The sequence below is a fragment of the Bacillus sp. AP8 genome, assembly GCF_000321185.1.
Classification (GTDB): Bacteria; Bacillota; Bacilli; order Bacillales; family DSM-1321; genus Bacillus_AD; species Bacillus_AD massilioanorexius.
The window spans coordinates 1-25,991 of the sequence record NZ_CAPG01000041.1 but is presented as its reverse complement, the minus strand read 5'-3'; the positions used below and the strand labels follow the sequence as shown (position 1 = coordinate 25,991).

Here is a 25,991-nt window from a genome sequence, read left to right as displayed (position 1 = left end):
GGATAGCCGTGGAAGTGACTGTAAGTCTACAAAATGTCACCAAGAAGATTAAAAGCAAAACGATTATCGATCAGTTAAGTTTTGATGTTTATGCTGGAGAAATTTTTGGATTCCTTGGTCCAAATGGAGCAGGGAAAACAACAACTATTCGTATGATTGTTGGTCTGATGAAAATGACAGATGGTGACGTTATGATATGTGGAGAAAGTGTTAAACGTAATTTTGAAAAAGCCATTAGTCATGTCGGAGCAATTGTTGAAAATCCTGAAATGTATAAATTTTTAACGGGATATGAAAATCTTAAGCATTTTGCTAGAATGTCATCTAAAATTGATAAAACACGCATTGATGAAATTATTGAATTAGTTGGCTTAAAGGATCGAATTCATGAAAAAGTTAAGACATATTCATTAGGAATGCGTCAGCGTCTTGGTTTAGCCCAAGCATTACTGCATAGGCCAAAAGTTCTTATATTAGATGAGCCGACAAATGGATTAGATCCCCAAGGTATCCGTGAAATTCGAGATTATCTGAAACGATTATCGCGTGAAGAAGGAATGTCTGTTATTGTTTCAAGTCATCTTTTATCAGAAATGGAAATGATGTGTGATCGATTTGGAATTATCCAAAATGGTAAATTGGTTGATATTGAAAGTGTTAATAAATTTACGGAGCAGGAAAAGTCTTTATTTAGTATCAAGGTAAAGCCTTTAGACAGTGCTTTCCAAATAATAAATCAAACATACCCTGAGGTTCATCCAGAATTAGTAAATGGTCAATTACAGTTTATGACTGTAGAGGAGAAAATCCCAAATATAATTAGAGAATTAGTAGAACATGATATTTCAATCTTTAGTGTCGAACCTATTAAGGTATCTTTAGAAGAGAAATTTCTACAAATTACTGGAGTAGGAGGGCAAATTCAATGAGACTTATTACTAATGAAATGATGAAATTATTTAAACGTCCTTCGACTTTCATTATGATCGGACTATTAGCTATAGTAATTATTGGTATTGGTGGATTAATGAAATATTTTGAGGTTTCAACTGATGCTCCTGCTAATGAAAGTAGTTGGCAACAAGACTTAAAGGCTGAAAACACTCAAATGATTGAATCTATGAAATCAACCACTATGGATAGTGAAAAAGAATTTTATCAAAAAGAAATCGCTATAAATGAATATCGTTTGCAACATGAAATAGCACCTGATACTTATTCGAATGTATGGTCATTTATGAATAGTATGACTCAAATAATCAATTTTATAGCTATTATTACTATTGTGGTTGCTGCAGGAATTGTAGCAAATGAATTTTCAACGGGTACCATAAAGCTATTGTTAATTCGCCCTGTAAATAGAGTGAAAATTTTAATAAGTAAGTATGCGACTGTTCTTCTTTATTCTGCAGCCATGATTTTATTTGCATTCCTTCTATCATTTTTAGTAGGAGCTGTTTTATTTGGATTTGGTGATGCTGGTCCATATTTATCGTATAGTGATGGAGAAGTTATTGAAAGAACACAGCTAGGAGCTGCTTTCTTTACATTTGGTTTATCATCTGTTGGATTATTAATGCTTACAACTATGGCATTTATGATTTCTGCAGCTTTCAGAAATAGCTCTTTAGCGATAGGAATTTCACTTTTCTTATTATTAATGGGACCAAGTTTGACTGGTTTGTTAGCAATAAAATTCGATTGGGCGAAATATATTTTATTTGCAAATACAGATTTAATGGGATATTTCGAAGGAAGAGTACTTATTGAAGGGATGACCTTGCCATTTTCGTTAGTTGTTTTACTTGTTTATTTTATTATTTTTCATCTTGTTTCGTTTTTATTCTTCACGAAGCGTGATGTCACAGCATAATTAGAAAAGCTCTAGGTCTTGAGATAAAAACGAAATAATGTATTTAGATTGTAAGTGTGAACATAAGAAGAAATGTAAGGGGCCTCCAAAAAGTGATTTCTAATCACTTTTTGGAGGCCCCTTCGCTTTATATGGAGGTCGTTTATTGAAAACACTTGATTTGATAATGTAAATTCCATTTCTTTAAAAAAACTGATGTTACGTGCTTTATGAAAGATTTACAATAGGGATAGGTAGCAGGCTAAATTGAGATACCTCCTTTACTTTTGCGTTACATTCATTCAATTTTTGTTATGATACGGGCAATTTGTTCATATGACATTTCACTTGTAAGGACAAATTTACCAATTTGCACTTTTTTTGAAAAATCATGTTCGCTTAAGTATTGATCAAATTTTATAGCATCATCAATAATATGATTTAACTGCAGTGTTTGACATATTTCTTCTGTTTTCATGCCCTTATTAACAGCTAGCGTATACGATTTTGCTTGTTTAGAAACGGAATCATTTTGGTTATTGTTACTATTGGATGGGGTTTTTGGTTCTTTTTTCACAGAATGATTCTTATTAGGTTCTTCGTCGGTTTTTACAAGTTTATATCCTAGTTTTTGACTAGCAGCTTTTAGCTGAGTGTAAGTCATTGGCTGTTCTTGTTTCTTTTCATCTATGTAGTATAAGCTACCAAGAACAATTGTAGCTATTAATAATCCAGTAGCAAATCCTCTAATACTTCCTCTACTCATCATTAAATCCCTCTCAATTGATTGCTATGTAAAATAGCCGTAATATCTTCAATAGATAATGATGAACGTTGAGAGATTTCATCTATTGAGTAACCTTGATTATATAAAGCTAGAACTTGACTTTTTAATATTTCATTCACTTTATTTCCTCTTTTGATTGGATTTTCTGGAATAAAACTAGTAGAGTCTTGTATTAATAGCTCCTCTTCTAAAATTTGCAATTTCTTCTTAAGTTGATACATATCTTGCATATGCTGCAATGAAAGTTCCTCGATATTTCTTTCTAATTCTGTTGTACGATCTTTTTTAAAAAACGATAGAATAAATAATAGGATTGAGAGTCCTAATAAAATTATAATAGCAATCTTCACTTCATCACCCCAAAACTTAGTAGTATATTCTAATCTATCATACACATTTTCCTACTTTTTTGCTGAACATCTTATCGGATTTATTTGATTTTTATAAATATAGGACAAAGTATTTAATTTTTTGTCAAAAATAGACAATGTATTAATCGCGGAATGAATAGTTAGAATGATATTTTTATAAAATTTTATTTGGTGAGAATAATTTTCAAATATCGACAATTTGCGTTTATTGTTACATTATTTGTTAAATGTTAACATGATATTAAGAAAAGATTCCGAATAGTTTAAAAACATTTCCGGGATTAAAATCTGTTCAATTTTGGGGATGATTTTAATTCATATGTAGGAATAAAGGAAGGCTCTTACCTGAATAGAATCATTGGGAAAATTTTTATTTATTTTTAAGTGAACGTTTATGCTAATTGTAACTGTGAGATTTTCAGATTCGAGAAATAATCGTAACATTCATAAAAGTACAATATATGAAAAATATTGATAAATCATAAAAAATATCGGTAAAGGAGAGTGTAGGATGAATAGTTTCGTGTCAGCAAATAAGAGTAACCTTGAATGCAATGATATCTGTCCTTCTTTAAATGAGAGGCTTGGATCAACGCCTATCCGTATTGGTGTATGGGATAATGGAATTTTATCTTGGGAATATCCATTAAAAAATGATTTTTATCAAATGAACAATGAATTGTTTTCTATTGCTTCTATGAGCTGTTCAACGGAATATGAAATAATAAATATACAAGTAATAAATAAAAAGGCGCTGAGTAAGCAAGTCAAAATCATTGTTCAATATGACAGTGTTTTTGAAAAGAATAGCCTGGCTTTCTATAGTCCAAATGAAAATGCTATCATTCATTTTTCAGATGATACAGTAACAATGATTGGTGGAATATTGAATGGTAAGGGAATGTGTCAATATTGTATCCAAGAAAATAACTTCGCTAGCACTAGCCAATTATTACGTAATCTTGAATGTGGAAGCTTACCTATGTCTTGGTTAGCTAAAGGTGATATAAGTAGTACCTTTACTCTTGAAACGAAGCTAACAAGTGGAGAGATAAACGAAGGGAAAATTTGGACATTTCATTCTACATCAACAGAATTGGTTCGAGAAATGAAAAATGAAATGATTCTCCTCTAATTATTTTTTTGAAAATATATCATTATTGTTTTGAAATAAAAACATACTAGCATTTCAATAAGAAAAATGATATTATAGAAAGGTCCTATGCTAAGATGACATGATGTTTGGAGGGAATTATTAATGCGTGTAAATATTACGTTGGCTTGCACAGAATGTGGAGACCGTAACTATATTTCTAAAAAGAATAAACGTAACAACCCAGATCGCCTTGAACTTAAAAAATATTGTTCAAGAGAAAAGCGTGCAACATTGCACCGCGAAACTAAGTAAACAACAGGAATTACTCCTGTTGTTTTTTTTTATAAGATTGTTTTCTAAAAGATAAATAAGTTCGCTGAATAAATAGAGTATAAAATCGACTGGAGCGTAAGGTGCTAGACTCCTGCGGGAGCAGGTGAGACCCCACAAGGTCCTTATGCATCGAGGAGGCCTCACCACCTGCCCCGCGGAAAGCGAGCATTCTGGAGCAGAATTCAACTCCTATATACAATACTTGTTCATAGGCAACAAAGTATGTGAAAACAGCCTTTTATACAAATAAACAATCATAAGTTTAATCTATGGATTTAGTGGGTCTAGTATAGAGAATTATGTGGGAAATCATTAAGAACGAATAAGAGGTGTTTTTAGCTCTTATAGACTTGAGTAAAGTTAGTGTGTGTTGTCTAACAGACTTAAATTAATAAAAATAATGCATGGAATCCGTTATAAATACGAAAGGTAACGGAGCCAAACATAATGAAAATGGTGATTGAATACATATGGATAAAAAACAATTAAGGGATGAAGTGAGAAATCGATTAAAACAAATACCAAAACAACAGTTCAAACAACAATGTCAGGCTATATCTCATCGATTATTTAAGACAGAGGAATGGGTAAATGCCCAGACAGTTGCTATAACAATTTCTAATGAATTAGAAATCGATACTACTTCTATCATTGAGCAAGCTTGGCTTGAAGGGAAGAAGGTAGCTGTTCCAAAATGTAAATCTTCTGATAAAACGATGACGTTTCGTTATATTGAGAGTTTTGAACAACTTGAAACGGTATATTATCAATTGCAAGAGCCTATTGTTGAACAAACAGAAGAAGCTTTACAAAGTCCATTTGATGTCATGATTGTACCTGGAGTTGTTTATGATAAATCAGGATATCGGATTGGGTTTGGAGGAGGATATTATGATCGTTATTTGGAGAATTATAAAGGATTGACTATTTCACTTCTTTTAGAAGAACAGTTATATCAGAATATCCCACATAACCAATTGGATGTTCCTGTTTGTTTATTAATTCTACCGAATGGAGTCATAGAAACAAATGGTTGAAATAATACTATATATAGCCCTAATTGTAATCACTAGTATGGGTGGATATTATATTAAATCTTTATCATTATCTGGTAGTATAGCTACTTTTATTACTGGATGCTGTGTAGTGATTGGTTTTGGTTGGAGAGGTTTATTCGTATTAGGTGCGTTTTTTTTAACTTCAAGCTTATGGTCCAAATATAAACATCAACAAAAAGGGACATTAAATGACATGCTTGAAAAAGGAGCTCGAAGAGATTGGATTCAAGTTGTAGCAAATGGTTCAATTGCTTCAATTTCTTCACTTCTGTTTTTCTTCACGAATGAAAATATATGGCTATATGCTTTTATAACTTCGATTGCCGCGGCTAATGCTGATACTTGGGCCTCAGAGATTGGGGTCTTAAGTAAAAGAAAACCAATCTATATTTTATCTGGGAAAATGGTGGAGAAAGGAACATCCGGAGCTATATCATGGCTTGGAACCTTATCTTCTTTAGGCGCATCTCTTTTTATCGGACTTTTAAGCTTTAGCTTGTTTTCTATTCAATCCTTTACCTTATTGCTTTTGGTCATACTGATAGGATTTCTAGGGAGTGTGATTGATACACTATTAGGTGCAACTATTCAAGCTATTTATCAATGTAAGATATGCGGTCTCAAAACAGAAAAAAAATACCATTGTCGAGAAAAAACATTTTTAATAAAAGGAGCGAATTGGTGCAATAATGATATAGTAAACGTTTCGTCTATTTTCATTGCAACGCTGATCTTTGTATTCTCTTATATGATTTTTGTGGGTTATTAAGGATATTGAAGAAAGAATAACCTAACGGCCCATATAATTCCATAAAAAGTTTGTGAAATATTGAACTTGTAACAAAATGGACATCTATGAAGCGCTTACTTAACAACATGACTACCGTATTTTATATTAAAATTCTAGCGTATACTTAATAAGTACACTTTATAAGAAAAATGTTTTTTCGAAAGGAAAGAATGAAATGAACACAAAAAATAAAGTTAATCGAGTAGTACTAGTTGGAACTGGTTTTGTAGGAAGTAGCTATGCTTTTGCATTATTGAACCAAGGAATTACTGAAGAGCTGGTATTAGTTGATGTGAATAAAGAAAAAGCAGAGGGCGAAGCAATTGATATGAACCACGGTTTACCATTCGCACCTTCAAAAACTAAAGTGTGGAGTGGATCATATGCTGATTGTAAAACAGCAGATATCGTTGTTTTAACAGCTGGAGCAAACCAAAAACCTGGAGAAACACGTTTAGATTTAGTAGCTAAAAATACAGCGATTATGAAATCTATTGTAGAAGAAATTATGGCTACTGGTTTTGATGGAATTTTCTTAGTTGCAGCAAACCCAGTTGATATTTTAACTTATGCTGCTTGGAAATTCTCTGGTCTTCCAAAAGAGCGTGTAATTGGATCAGGTACAATTCTAGATACAGCACGTTTCCGTTATGAGCTTGGAGAATATTTTGATATTGATACTCGTAACGTTCATGCATACATAATCGGTGAGCACGGTGATACTGAACTTCCTGTATATAGCCATGTTAATTTAGGTGCAAAACCACTCGCAAAAGCTCTTGAAACAAAAGCTGATTATAAAAAAGAAGATCTTGATGAAATGTTTGTAAATGTTCGTGATGCAGCTTACAAAATCATCGATCGTAAAGGTGCTACGTATTATGGAATTGCAATGGGATTAGCTCGTATTACTAAAGCGATTCTTCAAGACGAAAACAGTATCCTAACAGTTTCGGCTTATCTAGAAGGTCAATATGGCCAAGAAGATATCTACATTGGAGTTCCATGTGTAGTAAATCGTAGCGGATTAAGAGAAATTGTTGAATTAGAGCTTAATCAAGAAGAGAAAGAAAAATTTGCTCATTCAGTAAAAGTTCTAAAAGAAACAATGGCTCCAATTGAATCTTTAAAATAGAATGTTTTTTAAAAGATTTTTGCTTTATCTTTAAATAAGTTCGCTGAATAAATATAGTATAAAAAAGTCGAATGGAGAGTTAGGTGCGAGACTCCTGAGGGAGCAGCGGGATAGGTGAGAACCCACAGGTACTATGTGCCGAGGATGCTCACCACCCGCCCCGCGGAAAGCGAGCATCCTGGAGTGGAATTCAACTCAGCCTATATTCAATACTTGTTCATAGGCAACAAATTATGCGAAAACATCCTTAAAATAGCTTTATTACACAAAATTGCTGTTTTGGATGAAGGTGAATGAGGAGCAGAATCCTGAAGGATCAAAAGCGACTTCAAATAAATGTTTGCGATAATTCGTGCTCACTTGACTCATCGAAGACTTAAAATATTTATAATATAATTCATAAAAATCCCTCTTATGATGAACACTATCACCTAGGAGGGATTATTTTATGAAAATGTTTTTGGTAAAAGTCATTTTACTTATTGTTTTGTTTAGATTGGCTTATAAATATCGATATCGATTAATGAATTTATTACTTAGTATTAAGTTCATTAGACGTTATATAGTAGCACAGTCTATGAAAATGCCTTTTCCTAGTGGATTTCTTTTTCAAAGCTTTATTTCTTAGAATAAAGGCTATTAGTTTATAACAAAATAAGAACCCATACTTTTGAACTAGTGTTTCTTTTAGCAGCCATGCTTAAAAATAAGCTTACAATTGTAGGAAAACATATCTGGACTTCTTACAAGTTTTGTCTTATTTTTATTGCATGGCTATTTTTTAGTTTGCGAGTGAAAATTTTTAACAAATACTAATTTTTTTAGTTATTCATTGTGTTTTTTCTTTTATAATGATAGAAATAGTTAAGAGCATAGAGTGTTTAGTGAAAGTAGGGAAGAGTGTGAGCTTTAATGAGGACTATTTATTCTGGCGTACAATTAGAACGTTAACACAAGAATATGGATATAGCATGATTACCATGTCAGAAAGTCAAAATGAGGTTTGGCTAGAAGATAATAAAAATTCAAATTCGGTTATTAGATTGATGCGAATTGACTTTGATTGGGCAATCGCGCTAAAGAAAGATCTTAATCGTACTGCGCTTGTTGGGGAAAACATTCGTAAAAAGTTATTTAAAAAGCCAATTTCAATCATCAATTTATATTTTACTAAATTTAAACCTGTGGATGATTATGCAGCATATGAAACGAATCAAATAAAAAATAATAAAACGACCATTTCTACAACTATTATTGATTCATTAAGCTTTAAAGAGGGCTTACAAAAGGTTGAAGAAAAGCTACAAATTAATTTGGAGCAGGTTAAGGTAATACCAGAAGATATTAGCGAAGAAAACATTGCACAGCTTAAAAATAGCGCAATTCAAGCAAGCTTAGAAAAAAGACAAGAAGAGCAAAATATGTTTCAATACGGAAAGCCGTTTTTAACTAAAGTCTTTTTGGCTATTCAAATCATTATATTTATTGCGATGGAGATTGTGGGTAGTAGTGAAAGTAATATAACCCTTGTAGAATTTGGTGCGAAATATAATCCGTTGATTCTTGATGGAGAATGGTGGCGTTTTATTATGCCAATCTTCATCCATATTGGATTTCTTCATATATTAATGAATTCAGTTGCTCTCTATTATATAGGTTCTGAAGTTGAAAGATTATATGGAAGCATTCGTTTTTTCTTCATCTATTTGTTTGCGGGATTTGCAGGGGTATTAGCTAGCTTTATTTTCTCGACTAATATATCTGCTGGTGCAAGTGGAGCGATTTTTGGTTGTTTTGGGGCCCTATTGTATTTCGGTATTGCTCATCCAAAATTATTCTTAAGAGCAATGGGAACGAATATTATTGTGTTAATCGTTATCAATTTATTAATGGGATTTATTATATCTGAAATTGATAATGCGGGTCATATTGGCGGATTGCTTGGTGGATTTGCAGCAGCGGCTGTTGTTGGATTACCAAAAGCAAAGAAACCGTTGTTCCGTATATTCGGTGGAGTGGCTCTTGTTTTAGTGACTATATTCCTCTTAAACTACGGTTTTGACAAGCAAAGAAATGCAAATCAAGATGTAGCGTTAGCATCATTAGCACAAGAATATATCAATAAAGGAGAGAATGAAAAGGCAAAAAAAATCCTATTATCTTCTATTAATAATGATATTATTTCACCGAATGCCTATTTTTTTCTTGGGAACTTTAGCATAGATGAAAAAGACTTTGATCAAGCACAAAAATATTATAAAAAAGCTATTGAATTAAACCCAGAATTTCATCAAGCACATTTTAACTTAGCTTTGACCTATTTACAAAATAATGAGGTATCTGAGGCTAAAAAGCATGTAGACAAAGCATTGGAGTTAAATCCAAATGATGAAGCTTATACAAAAGTTTCTGACCAGATAAAAGCTTGGTTGCAACAAAATAAATAACTTATATTCAAGAAAAGGAAACATCTAATGGTATGTTTCCTTTTTTTTATGTCCAAAATTAACGATAGGTAGAAAGGAGTTAACGTAATGAGCTTGATTAAACATTCTGTGTCTAAACATATTGAAGACAATCTTACTTATTTAAATGATGCCATGGCGGTGGATAAAAGTTTCGACGTCATTCGTCTTGACGTCGTTTATGCGAATCGTAAAATGGCTCTTTTCTTAATTGATGGTTTTGTTAAGGATGATATTCTTCATTATTTAATGAAGGTACTCCTTGAGTTAAACGAGGGGGATTTAGATCCAGATCCACTAGAAAAATTATTAAAAACATACATACCGTATGTAGAGGTTGAGGCTACTGATAATCTTGATCAGGTAATTGACAGTGTTCTAGCTGGTCCAACAGCACTAATTGTAGACGGTATTGATCGCGCCATCTTAATAGATGCTAGAACATATCCTGTCCGAGGACCTCAAGAACCAGACATGGAAAGGGTTGTACGTGGAGCGAGAGATGGTTTTGTTGAGACTCTTGTTTTTAACACAGCCTTAACAAGAAGAAGAGTCCGAGATCGAACATTGAGAATGGAATATATGGCGATTGGTCGAAGGTCCAAAACCGATGTAGTCGTTTGCTATATAGAGGACATTGCGAATAGCCATTTTGTAAGGGATGTTAAAGAGTCATTGGAACAAATCGATACGGATGGCTTACCTATGGGTGAAAAAAGTATTGACGAATTTATAACAGGACAATATTGGAATCCCTATCCTATTATGCGTTACACAGAGCGCCCTGATACTACTGCTGCTCATCTATATGATGGTCATGTTATTGTATTCGTGGATGGGTCTCCAAGCGCATTAATCACTCCTTCGACGTTTTGGCATCATCTTCAGCATGCTGAAGAATATCGAAATAAGCCTTTAGTAGGAGCTTATTTAAGATTGGTTCGATTTTTGGCAGTATGGGCATCCATTTTTATTTTGCCACTATGGTATTTCTTAGCTGAAAATCCCACCTTCTTACCAGCTTCCCTTTCATATATTGGACCAAATGAGGTTGGTCATATTCCATTGATTTTTCAGTTTCTCATCATCGAAGTAGGTTTAGACATGCTTAGAATGGCAGCGATTCATACTCCATCATCACTAGCTACGGCACTAGGTTTAGTTGCTGCTTTGATGATAGGTGGAGTAGCAGTAGAAGTGGGGTTGTTATCGAATGAGGTTATTTTATATTTATCGATGGCTGCCATAGGTACATTCGCTACACCTAGCTATGAATTGAGTTTAGCTAACCGATTAATTCGTTTAGCATTATTATTGTCTACAGCGATATTCGGATTACCTGGCTTTGTCATTGGTATAACTATTTTTATACTACTATTAATTAATATGAAATCATTGGGCGTCCCTTATATGTGGCCGTTTATCCCATTTTCTTATCGGGCATTAAGAGATGTCATTATACGAGCACCAATGCCATTAAAAAATCGGCGCCCTAAAGCTCTGCATCCTAAAGATCCAGATCGATAATTCGTGCAAGGAAAATTTTCCTCTATCTTGTGAGTTTGTTATAGTTCAGATATACTTTATGTGTAATTACACATAAAGTATATCTTTGTATTGTTGGGACAAATCTTCTACAATTCAAAGGTTGAACAAATCGGATTCATGCTGGTTCTTAACCTACCAATTAGGCAACTTTACTAATATGTTTAATAGATGGGAAAGTAGGTACCAGTTAGAATGGGACAAAGAGGGAAATTATGCAGACTATATATGATATCCAACAGTTGTTAAAAAAGTTTGGTACGATTATTTATGTGGGAGACCGTTTAGCTGATCTTGAATTAATGGAATTTGAATTAAGAGAGCTATACAAATCACAGCTTATTGAAATCAAAGATTTTCAAGTAGCTATGATGTTATTGAGACGAGAAATTGAGATCGAAAAAGAAAAAAAAGTGTAAGGTGGAGTATTATGGAAAAGTGGTTAATTGGAGTAGATTTAGGTGGTACAACTACGAAATTAGCTTTTATTACGTGTGATGGTGAGATTGTACACAAGTGGGAAATACCTACTGATACATCGAATAAAGGCCAAAACATTACTAAAAATATTGCAAAAGCAATTGATGAGAAATTGGCAGAGTTAGGCGAAAATAAAGATCGAATTTTAGGTATTGGTATGGGGGCACCTGGTCCGGTAAATACAGAAATGGGTGTTATTTATGAAGCCGTTAACCTAGGATGGAGTAATTACCCATTACAAGAAGAATTGGCAAAAGAAACAGGATTATCTGTTATTGTTGAAAATGATGCAAATATCGCAGCTGTTGGCGAAATGTGGAAAGGTGCTGGATCTGGAGCGAAGGATTTAGTTTGTATCACACTTGGTACTGGAGTTGGTGGCGGTGTTATTGCAAACGGTTCCTTAGTACAAGGTGCAAGCGGAGCAGCTGGTGAAATTGGACATATAACTGTTGTTGCAAATAATGGATATAATTGTAATTGCGGTAAAACAGGCTGCCTAGAAACTGTTGCTTCTGCGACAGGAATAGTTCGAGTTGCTTTAGAAAAAATTGGCGAGTTTCCAAATTCAGCGTTAGCGGTTATACTAAATCAAGAAGGAAAAATTACCGCTAAGGATGTTGCTACTTGTGCACAACAAGGTGATGAATATGCTGTAATGGTATTAGACCGTGTTACAAATTATTTAGGATTGTCATTGGCAAACGTTGCAAGTGTCTTAAATCCAGAGAAAATAGTGATTGGCGGCGGCGTTTCTAAAGCTGGCGACATTTTGTTGAACTCAATAAATAAATATTTCCAACAATATTCATTTGTACGGGTTAGAGAATCTACTTCTTTAGCCATCGCAACTTTAGGTAACGATGCTGGTGTTATTGGGGCAGCATGGCTTGTTAAAAACCAATTTTTAAAGTAAGTAAGTTTTACTATAGATGAACTTATTAGTATGATAGATAAAGAGGGTGTCAGTCATTAGCATTGCTTTTGAGACATCCTCTTCTATTTTTGAGAAATTGTTTGATAAAAGATTGTTGTTTTTATAAATATTCTTTGAATACAAACAGTGGTTTGTTACTGCCTGCTCTTCAGAAAGAGAGCAGCCTGAAGTAGCATTTAATCTACATTTCTTACCTGTTCAATGGACAACAAAGTTTCTGAAACCAGTTTTTGATAAGAAGGGATGAGAACTTGTATTTATGAACTGGGTTTTTGGTAATAATTTCATGAAACTTTTTTAAATCTCACTCGTCTAATAAAGAGGGACAAAGAAAAGATATATGAATATGTGACTTAAGTACCTGAAATCGTCGATTTTTGGATTATTTTTCGATTTGCTTTTTTGTAAAAAAAGTATTAAGATTTTATCGAGGTTGTGTTAAAAATTTGTATATCTTTCCGTCAAGCTCAGCTAAAAATCAATATAATGATTTGAAAAACTTCAAAGAGCAAAACCAGATTTAATATAAAGTCGTATTGAAGTCGACTATTTAACTGTTAGTTTTAGGGGAGGTACTATTCTTAATGAAAAATAATTTTTTAAAGAAGAATTTTTCGTTTCAAGGCATTTCATTGATGGCCTTAGCTATTATCATGCTTTGGATCAAAACATATATCACATATAAAATTAGTTTTGACCTTACAATTGAAAATGCGATGCAAGAGTTTATATTGTTTATTAATCCATTAAGCTTTTTAATGCTCGTTTTTGGTATTGGCTTGTTTTTAAAAGAAAAACGACGTCCAGCTTTTATATTAATTACCAGCTTTTTAGTAACAGCAATCCTATATGGTAATGTTGTGTACTATCGAGAATTTACGGATTTCTTAACTGTAGCCTTGTTTAAACAAACTAGTAACATGGGTGATTTAGCTTCAAGTATTTTTACTTTAATGACACCATGGGATCTTCTGTTTTTTGTAGATGTTCTTATCTTGGGCTTAATCATTAAATTTAAACCTAAATTTGTTATTAATAAAACATATACGAAAACAAACCGACGTGTTTATTATTTACTAGTTGTTGCAATTGGATTCTTTAATCTTGGTTTAGCTGAAACTGAGCGTCCTCAATTGTTAACAAGATCATTTGACCGTGAGTATTTAGTTAAGTACATCGGAACGTACAACTATCATTTATATGATGCTTATTTACAAACAAAAACATCTGCTCAAAGAGCATTGGCGGATGGTAGTGAATTAGCAGACATTGAAAACTATGTACGAGCTAATTACAAAGAACCAAATCAAGAAATGAAAGGTATTGCGAAGGATAAAAACCTAATCGTAATCAGCTTAGAAAGCTTACAAAACTTTGTGATTAATAATACGTTAAACGGTGAGGAGATTACTCCTTTCTTAAACTCTTTAATTAAAGATAGCTTCTATTTTGATAATTTTTATCACCAAGTAGGACAAGGGAAAACATCTGACTCTGAGTTTCTGTTAGAAAACTCATTATATCCTTTAAGTAGAGGTGCTGTATTCTTTACAAATGCAGAAAATGAATTAACAACATTAGCTGAAACACTTAGAGACAATGGTTATTCTACGGCTGCACTTCATGCTAACGGAAAAAGTTTCTGGAATCGTGATGTTATGTATGAATCAATTGGTTATGACAGATTCTATAATATCGATGATTATGAAGTAAATGATGAAAACTCAGTAGGTTGGGGATTAAAAGATAAAGACTTCTTTGCACAGTCTAGGGAGCATTTAAAAGAGTTACAAAGTAAAGGTACTCCATTCTATGCGAAATTTATTACTTTAACGAACCACCATCCGTATACGTTAAATGAAGAAGATGCAACGATTGGTAAGTTTGATTCGAATTCAAAAACATTAAATAACTATTTCCAAACAGTTCGATATATGGATGAAGCGATTGAACAATTCTTTACACAGCTTAAAGAAGATGGCTTATATGATAATTCTGTGATTGTAATGTATGGAGACCATTATGGTATTTCTGAGAATCATAATACAGCAATGGCACAGTATTTAAATAAAGAATCTATTACACCTTTTGATTCTGTACAGTTACAACGTGTACCACTGATTATCCATGTACCAGGACAAAAAGGTAAAACGATTTCTACAGTTTCAGGTCAAATTGACTTAAAACCAACTATTTTAAATTTACTTGGCTATGATGCGAATGAAGACATCCAATTTGGATCTGACATCATGTCAAAAGAGAACTTAGAATTTACTGTATTACGTGATGGAAGCTTTATTACAGATAAATATGTTTATACGAATGAAACATTATATGATAAAGCTACTGGAGAAGTAATAGAAGATAAATCGATAGTCAAACCTTATATTGAAAAAGCTGAGCAAGAGCTCGATTTCTCAGATAAGATTATCTACGGAGATTTACTTCGTTTTATTGATTCTGATGAAACAAAGAAATCTAAAGAGTAGTAGTAAAAGAGGTTATTCTTAGGAATAACCTCTTTTTTGTATATGTTGTTGTTAATTTTATATAAAGTTACGAATAAGGAGGTAATTTAACATAGCCTATATTATAGGTAGAATATGAAGCAAAATGCTTTTGGATTAACAGAATAAGCAAAGAGGCATATAATAGATGTTTGTATATCCATTTTCAATGTCTTTTATTGCATGTTTAGATATATGTATTCATAAATATATGAATGTAGAAAGGAGTGTTAATTAAGATGTTTAAGGTGTATCACTATGATCTTTTGGAGAGAGATATACAATATTTAATTGACAAGTTTCCTTTTATTCAAATGAATATCATTGGTAAAAGTGTGTTAGACAGAAATATTTACGAACTACGAATAGGAAGTGGAGATTTAGTCATTCATTATAATGCCTCCTTTCATGCGAATGAATGGATTACATCATTGGTTTTAATGAAATGGTTAAAAAGCTATTTACATACTAGTCATTTGGCATTAAAATGGTTAAATCGTATTACACTATCTATTGTTCCAATGGTAAATCCAGATGGAATTGAATTAGTGTATAGAGGGAAAGAAGCTGCTAAAGGGCTATTTGATGTAGAAGCAATGAATAACTATAAGCCAGATTATTTAGGATGGAAAGCAAATATTCGAGGAATCGATTTAAATAAACAATATCCAGCTGAATGGGAGAAATATAAGCAGTTAACCTATTGTGAAAAGCCTTATTATAGAGATTTTCCTGGATATAGACCTCTAACAGAACCTGAAGCTATTGCCATGAGTAATCTTGTTCTTACAGACAATATTGACCGTGTCGTTTGTCTTCATACACAAGGGGAAGAATTTTATTGGGGATATCAAGGATTGGAGTCTGAATTTTCGGAAGAAATAGCAAAGAAAATTGAACAAATTAGCTGTTATAAAGGAATTAGGAATGTCAAAAGTCATGCAGGATTTCGAGATTGGTTTATTTTAACAACAAGTAGGATTGGGTTTACTTTGGAACTAGGAAAGGGTATTAATCCATTACCCTTGTCACAGTTTAAGCGAGTTTACCAGGATGTGATTCCGATACTTGATGAGCTTATGTTGTTTATAAATAATCATAAATAGGAAAATAGAAGGGAATTTATGCAAATTCATATTCATCCTTTAATAAATATGATTTATTTACTATTATTAAAATAGAAGTTTTATATAAAAACGTAAAGGTGTGTGATATGGACGTATCTAATTTTATTAATTTGGGGTGAAAGGGTTTGGAAGAACTACACTTGAAGAAAACGGGTTATTTAACGTGTCTATTCGTCTGTTTTCTTTGTATATTTGTTGTTGGCTGTAAAGAGCATCAAGAAAAAGTGAAAGTAAAAGAAAAAGAAAAAACGAAAATATTAAATCAAGAAGAAATAATCAAACCGCTCCCCCTGTCAGAAGACAGTTCTATTCTTGAAAGTAGTTATGGATGGCTAAATGAAGATACTATTCTTTATTCTACAAAGATTGGTAACCAATATGCACTCATTTCCTATCACATTCCTTCGAAAAAGAAGAAAAAGCTTTTTATAACAGATCACCTTATTATGGAAGCTTCCATATCTCCAAATAAAAAGTATATCCTTTTATATTCTAAGGGAAGTCATTCGCAAATGAACATTCATATATTAACTATTCAAGGAGAGGATCGATATTCTGTTTCCTTACCAGCAAATGAATTAGTAGTATCCTGGAATCCATTTGTTGATGATAACTTAGTATTAATTACTAGTTTTTATGAAGATTGGACATATAGTAGTTTTCTTTGTGATATTGAAATGAAAAATCTAGAGGAAGTACGTATTCCACAGCCTTTTACTCAGTGGGAATCAGCAACCTCTTTAATGTATTTAGAATTGAATGATGATATCCAACAGTCTTCAGCTCCACTTATGAGCTATAGTATTAAATCTAAAGAAAAGAAAACGCTGTTTAATAATATATTAGACTTTAAAATACAAAATGATGTATTGGTTACGACTCATGAAAAACAAAGCGAAGATAATCAAAACCAAATTGTATTCCAGATAAATAAAGGTAACACGGTAAAATCGATAAGTTTGCCAACTATTGCTGATCAATATGGCTCTATAGTTTTACCTTATACTATTCTTAGCGAAGAAGATTCAATTGTAACCTATATACCATATAAGACAAATTCAAATGACCCTTATGAAGAGAGTTACCAACTAATTAACTATAATTGGGAATCAAATAAGATTAAGGTCATTTCGAAGAATGTTAAATTAGCACCTCTAGCTTGCTCTCCAAATGGAGAGGAATGTTTATATGGTAATAAATTAGAGAACCTCATTCATTTACGAAATCTATAATAGAGTATAGTAACATGGATTGTAAGTTAGATCATGTAAAAGTCATTCTTATAAAGGACTATATGAAAAGTAATACAATTACTTTTCATATAGTCCTTAAATTATAGTTGTAGATGAAAATAAAACTTGCCCTCGGAGATCGAACGAATTATAGCTAGTATTAAACAATAAAAATGTAACACAGCCAATAAAAAGAGCTTATAGAGTAAGTCTGAAAAAGACTAATTCTATAAGCTAATGACACGAAAACTATTTAGATGCTTATTCTATGTAGAATTAATGTGCGACAGGTACAGTTACTTTGTCCATTAAAGGTCCAATTGCTGTAGCAATGGTAAATGCTCCAAACATAAGTGTTGTTCCAGCAGCAAAAACTAAACCTAATACATTCTTTTCTTTAAAAGTTTTATAGACTGCGTAAACAGCTAGAAGTGTGATAAAAGCAAAAATTACCACTAATCCCATAAAAAAAACCCCCTTTGAAAATCACTTAAGTACTTTTTCAATAGCAGATTCCTTTGCTACTGAACCAAACATCTACTATAATTTAGTAAAATAGCATTTGTAGTAATTTTAATTCTTTTTTTAATGTTTGTACAGATGAAAAAATGACACTTCTATGTCAAATATGGAAAATCGTGTTAAAAATATGCTATTTATTAACACTTTATGAGAAGAAAGAAGGGATTCATTTGATGAGATATTATCAATTACCTTTAGGTGCCCTACAGACAAATTGTTATATTTTGAAGAACGATAAAAATGAGTGTATTATTATTGATCCAGGTGCTGAAGGTAAAAAACTTATTCAGTTCTTGAATGATAATAAACTTCAACCATCGGCTATACTGTTAACTCATGCTCATTTCGATCATATTGGAGCGGTAGATGATATTCGAGAAGCTTTCCAAATTCCAGTTTATGTTCATAAAAAGGAAGAAAAATGGTTAACAACTCCATCATTAAATGGATCTGCACATTTTGGAAACATAGTTGAAATAAAAGCAGCTGACACATTGATTATGGAGGAGCAACAATTAACGATTGGAAGCTTTACTTTTGAGGTGTTTGAAACGCCGGGGCATTCGCCAGGAAGTGTTTCATACTACTTACAAAACGAAGGATATTTATTCTCTGGAGATGTTCTTTTCCAAGGAAGTGTAGGACGTACAGATTTAGTTGGAGGAAGCATGGATGTATTAATGGATAGTATTCATAATAAGGTATTAACACTTCCAACTGATACGATTGTATTTCCAGGTCATGGACCAATTACTTTAATAGAGAATGAAATGAATAGCAATCCGTTTCTTAATGGCTTTAACTAGAAAAACCCCTACTCATTTGAGTGGGGATTTTCTGGGGGATATCCTACTTCAATAATGGGAGGGGACATAGGTAAGCTACTAAGAAAAATATAGTATATATTTTCCACTATGTCAATAGTGGAAACAATTTTCGGGAGAAAAAATGGAAAAAAATATAAAAAAATCAATATTGATGCAGAAGGCTAAAATGATTTCCTATAACGATTATATTCAGGAAGTTTTGTATCATCCAGTATATGGTTATTATAATAAAAATGAGGATAAAGTCGGTTCTCGCGGTGATTTTTATACAAGTAGTAATGTTGGTGATATATTTGGGAGAACTCTAGCCAATTGGTTCGTACATATCATCACTACCTATCAGCTACCAGCTTGTATAGTTGAATTAGGGGGAGGAACCGGAAGGTTGGCCCATGCTATTCTTCAAGAAATCAATGAAAAGCATCCAGAAGTTTTTCACCAATTACATTATATTATAGTGGAGAGTAGCCCCTATCATCAGCAGCAACAAAAACAGCTGCTAGCTGAATATAGTCAAGTATACTATTACAACAATTTAGATCATCTATCATCGATAATGGGAATTGTTATTTCCAATGAGTTATTTGATGCTTTTCCAGTGCATGTTATAGAGAATAAGGATCATCAATTGTTTGAAGCTATGATTACTGTTGATAATGACGTATTAAAAGAGAGTTTGATTCCGTTGGAAAATAGCAGAATATTCGATTATTTAAATGGTCAGAAACTAATTCTGAAAGATGGGCAGAGATTCGAAATACCGATTGCTATGATTGACTTTTATCGTTCGTTATGTCGGAAAGTTGAAAAAGGAATGATTGTTACCATTGATTATGGCTATTTGCATAAGGAGTGGGGAGAGGCGAGTCATCGAAAAGGCAGCTTGCGAGGATACTATCAACATAAGATGATTGAAAATGTACTCCTTTATTCTGGAAACATGGATATTACATCGCATATTCATTGGGATGCTTTACAAAGTGTAGGAATGGAAGAAAATGTGAAGACAGAGGGGCTTTTCGCACAAAATGACTTCTTAATATCATGTGGAATATTATCATACTTACAAAATAGTTCTTCAACAGATCCGTTTTCATTTGGGCAAAAGCGTAATCGAGCGATTCGCACGCTCATTCAACCTGGCCAGATTAGTTCTTACTTTAAGACCTTAATACAAGCAAAGCGGCTCGATATAGATCATTTATTCCCACTCAGGAACGATTTAAGATAAAAACGTTTACAAAAAGAAAAATAAAGAGTCTGTCTAAAAGAAAATCAAAAAACCATCCTTTGAGCAGACTCTTTATCTTTTAATGTCCCATTCCAGGAACCATTAAATATGTTGTGTAGTAGGTAAAGCCAGCAAAGAATACAGTTAAGTACGCTCCGAATACGTAAATATACATACGTTCAGACAATTTTAAATAACTTAATAAAACAAAGAATCCAGTTTGTGCAAAAAATAATAGTGATACACCGTTCATACCACCCAAGTAAAACATGACAGCAAAGATACCAGTCCAAAAACCAAGAACTCTGTACATACGTTCCATTATGTATCCCTCCCTTTCCCCATAATGTCCACACTAAATAATTATAGGATATATATAGAGAAAATGTAAAGATATGTTTTTGTTTCTAGTTTGTGACAATTGCTTGGTATGCACACGTTTTACAGCCGTTCATCATATTCTCTTTCTCTATTAACTCAACAGAATCGAATAACGAGCTAAACATGCCTTTTAAGAAGGAAGTATGCATTGTGCAAATAGATTCTGTTTGTTTTGAAGCGATTTCTTTAAACGGACAATTATAAATTTGGAAAAATATTTTTGTCTCGTCTTCACTTGCGTCAACTTCTGGATAAAATCCTGCTACTGTAGCAGCATTTTTAAAAATATGTAATTTTTCAGTAAAAGAGAACTCTTTTTGAGAAACAGGACCGTTCAGCATTTGTGATTCGACTAATTCTTGACCAAATTTTTTCCCAGTTTCATAAAGTGCTTGTTTTCCTACTTCTCCTAATGTTGACATTGTCTCAATGGCAATTTTAGACAGAAGTTGATAATCACGGAACGGGAAATTCAATTGAATCACATCATCTGATAAACGGTACAATCTACTCGGTCTTCCGCCTTTACCCGTTTTCTTCGTTTCGGATTTTAACATATTAATATCTTCTAATTTAGATAAATGTAATCGAGCTACATTTGGATGGATATTAAAAGCATCAGCAATTTCTTGAACAGTCACTTCATTATGGCTGTTGGTAATGTGCTGGTAAATATAATATCTTGTTGGATCACTTAATACGTTAGTAATTTTTAACGTTTGTTCCATCCTAATCACCTCCAGAGTATATTACTACCATTGTAATATAGTTATTGGTGCTTTGGAATGTGTAAACAGAATCTAACGAGTAAAAATACCTAATGTTCACAAATATGAAAGAAAATCGACCAAATCAATACATAAATTGATGATTAGGGAATGTATAAATAGTTGTGGATAATTTGTAAAAAAATTAAAGAAATAAAAAGGAATTGGATGTTTATTGTCGAATAAACTATTTTGTACGATTTTTTAGGAGGTGATTTATTGCAGTCAATTGAAATCGTCGCAGAACAAATCTTACGTCGTGCCGTTCATTTAGGAGCTTCTGATATCCACATTATTCCTCGAAAGCAGCATCCTCTAATTCAATATCGCGTTGAGAATCGGTTAATTCCTTTTCAATGGTTAGATCGACAACAAATAGAAAGAGTCATCTCGCATTTTAAATTTTTATCAGGCATGGATATTGGAGAAAAAAGAAGACCACAAAGTGGTTCCATGACCTTCGTAATGGATCATAATACGATTGGTTTACGTTTATCCTCTCTACCAGCATCAGGCTCGGAAACATTAGTTATACGCCTTATTCCTAATCAACGAATTCGTCCACTCGATCAACTCTCTTTATTTCCCTCTAATGCAAAGAAAATTTTAGCCTTATTGCAACATTCTCATGGATTGATGATTTTTACAGGACCGACTGGAACAGGAAAATCCACCACTCTATATTCAATACTTCAATATGCTAAAGAATTTATCCATCGAAATATCATTACATTGGAAGACCCGATTGAAAACAAATCAGAAGATTTTTTACAAGTTCAAATTAATGAAAAGGCAGGAATATCATACTCTGTTGGTTTAAAAGCGGCATTGCGACATGATCCAGATATCATTATGGTTGGGGAAATTCGAGATGCGGAAACAGCCAAAATTGCTGTTAGAGCTTCACTAACAGGTCATCTGATTTTAACAACAATGCATACTAGAGATGCAGCAGGAGCGATTTATCGATTGTTAGAGTTTGGTGTGTCACTAACTGAGATTAAGCAAACATTAATAGCAGTTTCTGCCCAAAGGCTCTTAGAGCTCAAATGTCCTATTTGTGATGGTGAGTGCTCACCGTATTGTCAATTTAAAAATCGTAGAAAAAGAGCTAGTGTATATGAATTACTATATGGGAAAGAATTAGCGAATATTTTAAATGAGAAGGTGAATGATGAGCAGGTTGAACAGCCCTATAGACTTCTTAAAGATGAAATTAAAAAAGCCGTTGCCCTTGGTTTTGTTCGCGAAGAAGAATATAGAAGGTGGGTCTATAAGGAATAGAAGGGGAAAGTGGAATAAAAACGAACAAGCCATTTTTGTATGTCGATTAGGTGAACTACTACAATCAGGCTATTATTTAGCGGATGCCTTGAAGTTCTTACAATCACAAGAGTCTGTTCATCGTAAACAAACAATTGAATTAGCTATTAAGATGTTAAAAGAAGGCCATTCTTTATATGAAGTTTTGTCATTTCTAGGCTTTAATCATCAGTTACTATATTTTGTTTATTATGCAGAATACTATGGCGATTTACCTAAAGCACTTTTAGAAGGAGGGAGGTTTTGGCAGAAGAGAAATAAAGACCGTGATCAATTAATGAAAGTGTTATTGTATCCAATTTTTCTACTTATATTTATCTTTATCATATTTGTGTTAATGCAAAGTATGCTATTTCCTAAATTTCAAGATTTATATGTAAATATGAATATCTCTCCTACTTTATTCCTTAAAGTAATCCTCGGAATATCATCTTTTTTACACCTTTTTCCCTATATTATGCTCACTTTCCTTATTTTCTGCTATGTGATTAAGAAATTATGGTTTGATAAGCTAAGTCCTTTAAAAAGAAAAAGATATGTCTTAAACATTCCTTATGTTGGGAATTATATTCGGATGTTTGATTCTTATTTTCTCACCTATCAGTTAAGTGGTCTATTAGCTGGTGGTTTATCAATCAATGATGCAATACTTTTATTTTCAAAACATAGTCATTGGCTGTTTTTTCATCGCATAGGAGAAATCATTTACCAGGAACTTAATGAGGGAAAGAATCTGGAAGATATCTTTTCATCGCTACCGTATTTTGATCCTTATTTATCCGATGTTATAGCAAATGGTCAAAAAAATGGAAAGCTGGATCAAGAATTATTTCACTATAGTAGAATTGTTCTTGATACGATAGAGAATCGTATGACTTCCTTAATCAAAATGGTCCAACCTGTTTTATTTGCTTCTGTTGGATTAATCGTCGTTTCTATTTATTTATCTGTTCTATTACCAATGTTCTCCATTATTGAAAACTTATAATAGTTATAGTTGTCTGTTACGTTTCAAATAGGAGCATGAAATGAATTGAAAAATCAATTTATCCATGAAATGAAGGAGGTTTACATGAATCAAAAGGGATTTACACTCATTGAAATGCTTATTGTACTTCTAGTAATTTCGATATTACTAATAATCACCATTCCGAATATTGTGAAACAACAAGATTCTATTCAGAATAAGGGCTGTGAAGCGTTTGTGAAAATGGTTCAAGGACAAGTCCAATCTTATCAAATTGATAATAATAAGCTTCCGACAAGTTTATCCATTTTAAAAGATGAGGGATATATTCATAAAACAAGTTGTCCTAATGGCGATGAGGTGAAGATGGATGACAAGGGAAAAGTAAGTGTCGCAAGCAAAGTGAGTGAAGGAAATGCTCCATAAAATAAGAGCAACTATTCATTCGATAGCTGCTTTTACCTTGATTGAATTACTAATTGTTTTATCTATCTTTATCATGCTTCTCTCTATATCCATTATAACGTTACCAAAAATATCAGAAAAAAGAGATATGGAACATTTTTTATTACAGTTGTCTAAGGATTTACATTACTCTCAAGCATATGCGATTAATCGAAAATCGATCCTCTTTTTTACCTTTGATTTTAAAAAGAAATGTTATTTTGTAAAAGATGGACCTTTTGAAAAAGACATCATCATTTTAAGAGAAATTCCGGAGACAATTAAAATAGAAGAAGGTAGTTTAGGTAGAGAAATAATGATCAGTTTATATGGTCATGTCTCTGTTTTTGGTACATGGTATTTATCAAGTGAACACTATCGATATGTTTTTACAATTCAAATTGGTAGAGGTAGACATTATTATGCTGAACTCTAGAGGTTATATGCTTGCTGATACATTAGTGGCCCTAAGTATAATATTATTCGTTTGTGTTTCACTTTTGCCAATATGGCAACAGCTAGACAATGATCGAAAAGATTTGCAAAAACATTTACGTGCAAATCATATTTTGTATGAAAATCTACAAAAGTATACCCTCATGCAGTCATTTCCTCACGATCTTTTTGACCCTACATTTGCTTGTCGCTTTACAACAACTATTCAACCTTTAGAAACGAATGTACAATATGTGAAAGGTTGTGTGTCATATAAGAACAGCCAACAAAAACAAATTAGTATTTGCGATGTTGTTAAGAACAGAGAGGGGCTTTACTCTCATTGAAATGCTTCTATCTCTTGTTGTATTTGTGATTTTAACTTCATTAACTTTGCAAATCTATCTCACTATTCAACCAATGAAACCATCTATAAAAGCAATAAATAAAATGGAGTGGGAGATTTTTTGTCATAATGTTAATCGGGAAATTAGCAACTCAACTAATCAAACCATTCGAAACAACCAGTTATATTTAACATATGAAGATTATGTTTCTTCGATCGAGCAGTACGGATATATTGTACGAAGAAGAGTAAATAACACGGGTCATGAAACATTGCTCTATAATATAAAATCTTTTTCAGTGACGAGAGAGCAACAATTTATTACCTTGAAAATTACGGACCATAAAGAGCAAGTTTATTCAGCGACATTTTTTGTATTTAATTGATACAAGGAGATGATTTCCAATTAAAGAAGATGGGTACGTCTTATTCCCAACTTTATTACTAGTAGCTATTTTATTAGGTTTGATTTTGACTAGTACAGAAGCTTTTGTAACAGAAAAGAAATTCACAAAAGAAGTACAAAGTAAATTAATGACTGATCATCTATTATTTTTGGCTATTCATGATTCGAAGGAATTTCTTTATCAGGATATAACAGTAGGAGAGGATGGTATATTATATTATGAAAATGGCGATGTTTATTTCCGAATAGAAAGTCAAAGTAAAGATATAGTCTCGGTACTATTATACGCGACAAGTATAAAAGGCGGAAAAGGAGAAGCTGTATATCAATATCATATAAAAGAAGACCGATTATTGAAATGGAAGAAGTGGTAAGACTTATCCGTATAGAATAGCTATTATTCGTGCATACTAATAATGGTGAATAATAATGAAAACAAATGATTATATTAAATTTTTAACGCAAGAGTTTGTAACATATGTCGATCAGCCAAAAAATATACGAAAACGTCAGCGGATGGATCGCCATCATCGTAAGAAAAACTTTTTGAATCAACTGTTTGGTTTAGTGACTATGGCACTAATGATGTTTTTTAGAAGAAAGCAGTAAATATGTCTAGTGAAGAAA

The 25,991-nt window shown here is 32.6% G+C and carries 30 protein-coding genes; 25 read left to right on the top strand and 5 right to left on the bottom strand.

Features of this window, described 5'->3' with window-relative positions:
* Window positions 1–8 precede the first annotated feature (8 nt).
* Window positions 9–929: an ABC transporter ATP-binding protein gene (locus BN349_RS12045; RefSeq protein ID WP_019242571.1), complete on the top strand. Its 921-nt coding sequence runs from the start codon at window positions 9–11 to the stop codon at window positions 927–929.
* Window positions 926–1,873 carry an ABC transporter permease gene (locus tag BN349_RS12040; protein ID WP_019242570.1) on the top strand — a complete coding sequence of 316 codons (948 nt, stop codon included), beginning with the start codon at window positions 926–928 and terminating at the stop codon, window positions 1,871–1,873. Before BN349_RS12045 ends, BN349_RS12040 begins: the two co-directional genes overlap by 4 nt.
* A gap of 277 nt (window positions 1,874–2,150) precedes the next feature.
* On the opposite strand, the gene BN349_RS23880 is transcribed toward BN349_RS12040, so the two are convergent.
* Window positions 2,151–2,621, bottom strand: coding sequence for a hypothetical protein (locus tag BN349_RS23880; protein WP_019242569.1), 471 nt, complete (start codon window positions 2,619–2,621; stop codon window positions 2,151–2,153).
* The gene (locus BN349_RS12030) at window positions 2,621–3,034 is read right to left on the bottom strand and encodes a hypothetical protein (protein ID WP_019242568.1); all 414 of its coding nucleotides are present in this window, start codon (window positions 3,032–3,034) and stop codon (window positions 2,621–2,623) included. The genes BN349_RS23880 and BN349_RS12030 overlap by 1 nt, the downstream gene beginning before the upstream one ends.
* Window positions 3,035–3,521: 487 nt before the next feature.
* Here BN349_RS12030 and BN349_RS12025 point away from each other — a divergent pair, with 487 nt between their 5' ends.
* The 13 genes from BN349_RS12025 to BN349_RS11965 all read left to right on the top strand — a co-directional run bounded on the left by BN349_RS12025 (window position 3,522) and on the right by BN349_RS11965 (window position 17,715).
* Complete coding sequence (locus BN349_RS12025) at window positions 3,522–4,145, top strand: hypothetical protein (protein WP_019242567.1); 624 nt, start codon at window positions 3,522–3,524, stop codon at window positions 4,143–4,145.
* Between the two features lie 123 nt (window positions 4,146–4,268).
* Entirely contained in the window at window positions 4,269–4,418 is a 150-nt protein-coding gene (gene rpmG, locus BN349_RS12020) for a 50S ribosomal protein L33 (protein ID WP_019242566.1), read from the top strand.
* A 491-nt stretch (window positions 4,419–4,909) separates the two neighbouring features.
* Window positions 4,910–5,476, top strand: a complete 567-nt coding sequence (locus BN349_RS12015; protein ID WP_019242565.1) for a 5-formyltetrahydrofolate cyclo-ligase — start codon at window positions 4,910–4,912, stop codon at window positions 5,474–5,476.
* The gene (locus BN349_RS12010; RefSeq protein ID WP_019242564.1) at window positions 5,469–6,266 is read left to right on the top strand and encodes a DUF92 domain-containing protein; all 798 of its coding nucleotides are present in this window, start codon (window positions 5,469–5,471) and stop codon (window positions 6,264–6,266) included. The genes BN349_RS12015 and BN349_RS12010 overlap by 8 nt, the downstream gene beginning before the upstream one ends.
* Before the next feature lie 196 nt (window positions 6,267–6,462).
* On the top strand, window positions 6,463–7,422 hold the full coding sequence (locus BN349_RS12005; protein ID WP_019242563.1) for an L-lactate dehydrogenase: 960 nt from the start codon (window positions 6,463–6,465) through the stop codon (window positions 7,420–7,422).
* A gap of 448 nt (window positions 7,423–7,870) precedes the next feature.
* Window positions 7,871–8,050 (top strand): hypothetical protein, encoded by a 180-nt coding sequence (locus BN349_RS23875; RefSeq protein WP_019242562.1) that lies wholly within the window; start codon window positions 7,871–7,873, stop codon window positions 8,048–8,050.
* Window positions 8,051–8,324: 274 nt separating this feature from the next.
* Window positions 8,325–9,869: a rhomboid family intramembrane serine protease gene (locus BN349_RS11995; protein ID WP_019242561.1), complete on the top strand. Its 1,545-nt coding sequence runs from the start codon at window positions 8,325–8,327 to the stop codon at window positions 9,867–9,869.
* Window positions 9,870–10,022: 153 nt separating this feature from the next.
* Window positions 10,023–11,414, top strand: coding sequence for a spore germination protein (locus BN349_RS11990; RefSeq protein WP_425457701.1), 1,392 nt, complete (start codon window positions 10,023–10,025; stop codon window positions 11,412–11,414).
* A gap of 233 nt (window positions 11,415–11,647) precedes the next feature.
* Window positions 11,648–11,851, top strand: coding sequence for a YqgQ family protein (locus BN349_RS11985; RefSeq protein ID WP_019242559.1), 204 nt, complete (start codon window positions 11,648–11,650; stop codon window positions 11,849–11,851).
* 8 nt (window positions 11,852–11,859) lie between these two features.
* Window positions 11,860–12,828 carry an ROK family glucokinase gene (locus BN349_RS11980; RefSeq protein ID WP_026089293.1) on the top strand — a complete coding sequence of 323 codons (969 nt, stop codon included), beginning with the start codon at window positions 11,860–11,862 and terminating at the stop codon, window positions 12,826–12,828.
* A gap of 605 nt (window positions 12,829–13,433) precedes the next feature.
* Window positions 13,434–15,338, top strand: coding sequence for an LTA synthase family protein (locus BN349_RS11975; RefSeq protein WP_019242557.1), 1,905 nt, complete (start codon window positions 13,434–13,436; stop codon window positions 15,336–15,338).
* Between the two features lie 257 nt (window positions 15,339–15,595).
* Window positions 15,596–16,462 (top strand): M14 family metallopeptidase, encoded by an 867-nt coding sequence (locus tag BN349_RS11970; RefSeq protein WP_019242556.1) that lies wholly within the window; start codon window positions 15,596–15,598, stop codon window positions 16,460–16,462.
* Between the two features lie 146 nt (window positions 16,463–16,608).
* The gene (locus BN349_RS11965; RefSeq protein WP_019242555.1) at window positions 16,609–17,715 is read left to right on the top strand and encodes a hypothetical protein; all 1,107 of its coding nucleotides are present in this window, start codon (window positions 16,609–16,611) and stop codon (window positions 17,713–17,715) included.
* Window positions 17,716–17,991: 276 nt separating this feature from the next.
* Here the strand turns inward: BN349_RS11965 and BN349_RS11960 are convergent, their stop codons facing one another.
* Window positions 17,992–18,180, bottom strand: coding sequence for a DUF2759 family protein (locus tag BN349_RS11960; RefSeq protein WP_019242554.1), 189 nt, complete (start codon window positions 18,178–18,180; stop codon window positions 17,992–17,994).
* A 230-nt stretch (window positions 18,181–18,410) separates the two neighbouring features.
* Between BN349_RS11960 and BN349_RS11955 the strand changes: the two genes are divergently transcribed.
* Both BN349_RS11955 and BN349_RS11950 read left to right on the top strand, forming a co-directional pair.
* Window positions 18,411–19,043, top strand: a complete 633-nt coding sequence (locus BN349_RS11955) for an MBL fold metallo-hydrolase (RefSeq protein ID WP_019242553.1) — start codon at window positions 18,411–18,413, stop codon at window positions 19,041–19,043.
* Between the two features lie 142 nt (window positions 19,044–19,185).
* Window positions 19,186–20,295: a class I SAM-dependent methyltransferase gene (locus BN349_RS11950; RefSeq protein WP_019242552.1), complete on the top strand. Its 1,110-nt coding sequence runs from the start codon at window positions 19,186–19,188 to the stop codon at window positions 20,293–20,295.
* Window positions 20,296–20,374: 79 nt separating this feature from the next.
* Here the strand turns inward: BN349_RS11950 and BN349_RS11945 are convergent, their stop codons facing one another.
* Both BN349_RS11945 and BN349_RS11940 read right to left on the bottom strand, forming a co-directional pair.
* Window positions 20,375–20,617: a DUF2626 domain-containing protein gene (locus BN349_RS11945; protein ID WP_019242551.1), complete on the bottom strand. Its 243-nt coding sequence runs from the start codon at window positions 20,615–20,617 to the stop codon at window positions 20,375–20,377.
* Between the two features lie 85 nt (window positions 20,618–20,702).
* Window positions 20,703–21,404 carry a helix-turn-helix transcriptional regulator gene (locus tag BN349_RS11940; protein WP_019242550.1) on the bottom strand — a complete coding sequence of 234 codons (702 nt, stop codon included), beginning with the start codon at window positions 21,402–21,404 and terminating at the stop codon, window positions 20,703–20,705.
* 258 nt (window positions 21,405–21,662) lie between these two features.
* Between BN349_RS11940 and comGA the strand changes: the two genes are divergently transcribed.
* From comGA to BN349_RS11900, 8 genes are all read left to right on the top strand, one after another.
* Window positions 21,663–22,727: a competence type IV pilus ATPase ComGA gene (gene comGA / locus BN349_RS11935; protein WP_019242549.1), complete on the top strand. Its 1,065-nt coding sequence runs from the start codon at window positions 21,663–21,665 to the stop codon at window positions 22,725–22,727.
* The gene (comGB, locus tag BN349_RS11930; RefSeq protein WP_081591233.1) at window positions 22,654–23,754 is read left to right on the top strand and encodes a competence type IV pilus assembly protein ComGB; all 1,101 of its coding nucleotides are present in this window, start codon (window positions 22,654–22,656) and stop codon (window positions 23,752–23,754) included. Before comGA ends, comGB begins: the two co-directional genes overlap by 74 nt.
* Before the next feature lie 84 nt (window positions 23,755–23,838).
* Entirely contained in the window at window positions 23,839–24,159 is a 321-nt protein-coding gene (comGC, locus tag BN349_RS11925) for a competence type IV pilus major pilin ComGC (protein WP_019242547.1), read from the top strand.
* Window positions 24,149–24,613, top strand: a complete 465-nt coding sequence (comGD, locus tag BN349_RS11920) for a competence type IV pilus minor pilin ComGD (protein WP_019242546.1) — start codon at window positions 24,149–24,151, stop codon at window positions 24,611–24,613. Before comGC ends, comGD begins: the two co-directional genes overlap by 11 nt.
* Window positions 24,600–24,959, top strand: a complete 360-nt coding sequence (gene comGE / locus BN349_RS11915) for a competence type IV pilus minor pilin ComGE (protein WP_019242545.1) — start codon at window positions 24,600–24,602, stop codon at window positions 24,957–24,959. The genes comGD and comGE overlap by 14 nt, the downstream gene beginning before the upstream one ends.
* A complete protein-coding gene (comGF, locus tag BN349_RS11910) occupies window positions 24,922–25,344 on the top strand; it encodes a competence type IV pilus minor pilin ComGF (RefSeq protein WP_081591232.1) in 423 nt (140 codons plus the stop codon). The genes comGE and comGF overlap by 38 nt, the downstream gene beginning before the upstream one ends.
* A gap of 85 nt (window positions 25,345–25,429) precedes the next feature.
* A complete protein-coding gene (gene comGG, locus BN349_RS11905) occupies window positions 25,430–25,738 on the top strand; it encodes a competence type IV pilus minor pilin ComGG (RefSeq protein ID WP_019242543.1) in 309 nt (102 codons plus the stop codon).
* Between the two features lie 55 nt (window positions 25,739–25,793).
* The gene (locus BN349_RS11900; RefSeq protein ID WP_019242542.1) at window positions 25,794–25,973 is read left to right on the top strand and encodes a YqzE family protein; all 180 of its coding nucleotides are present in this window, start codon (window positions 25,794–25,796) and stop codon (window positions 25,971–25,973) included.
* Window positions 25,974–25,991 lie beyond the last annotated feature (18 nt).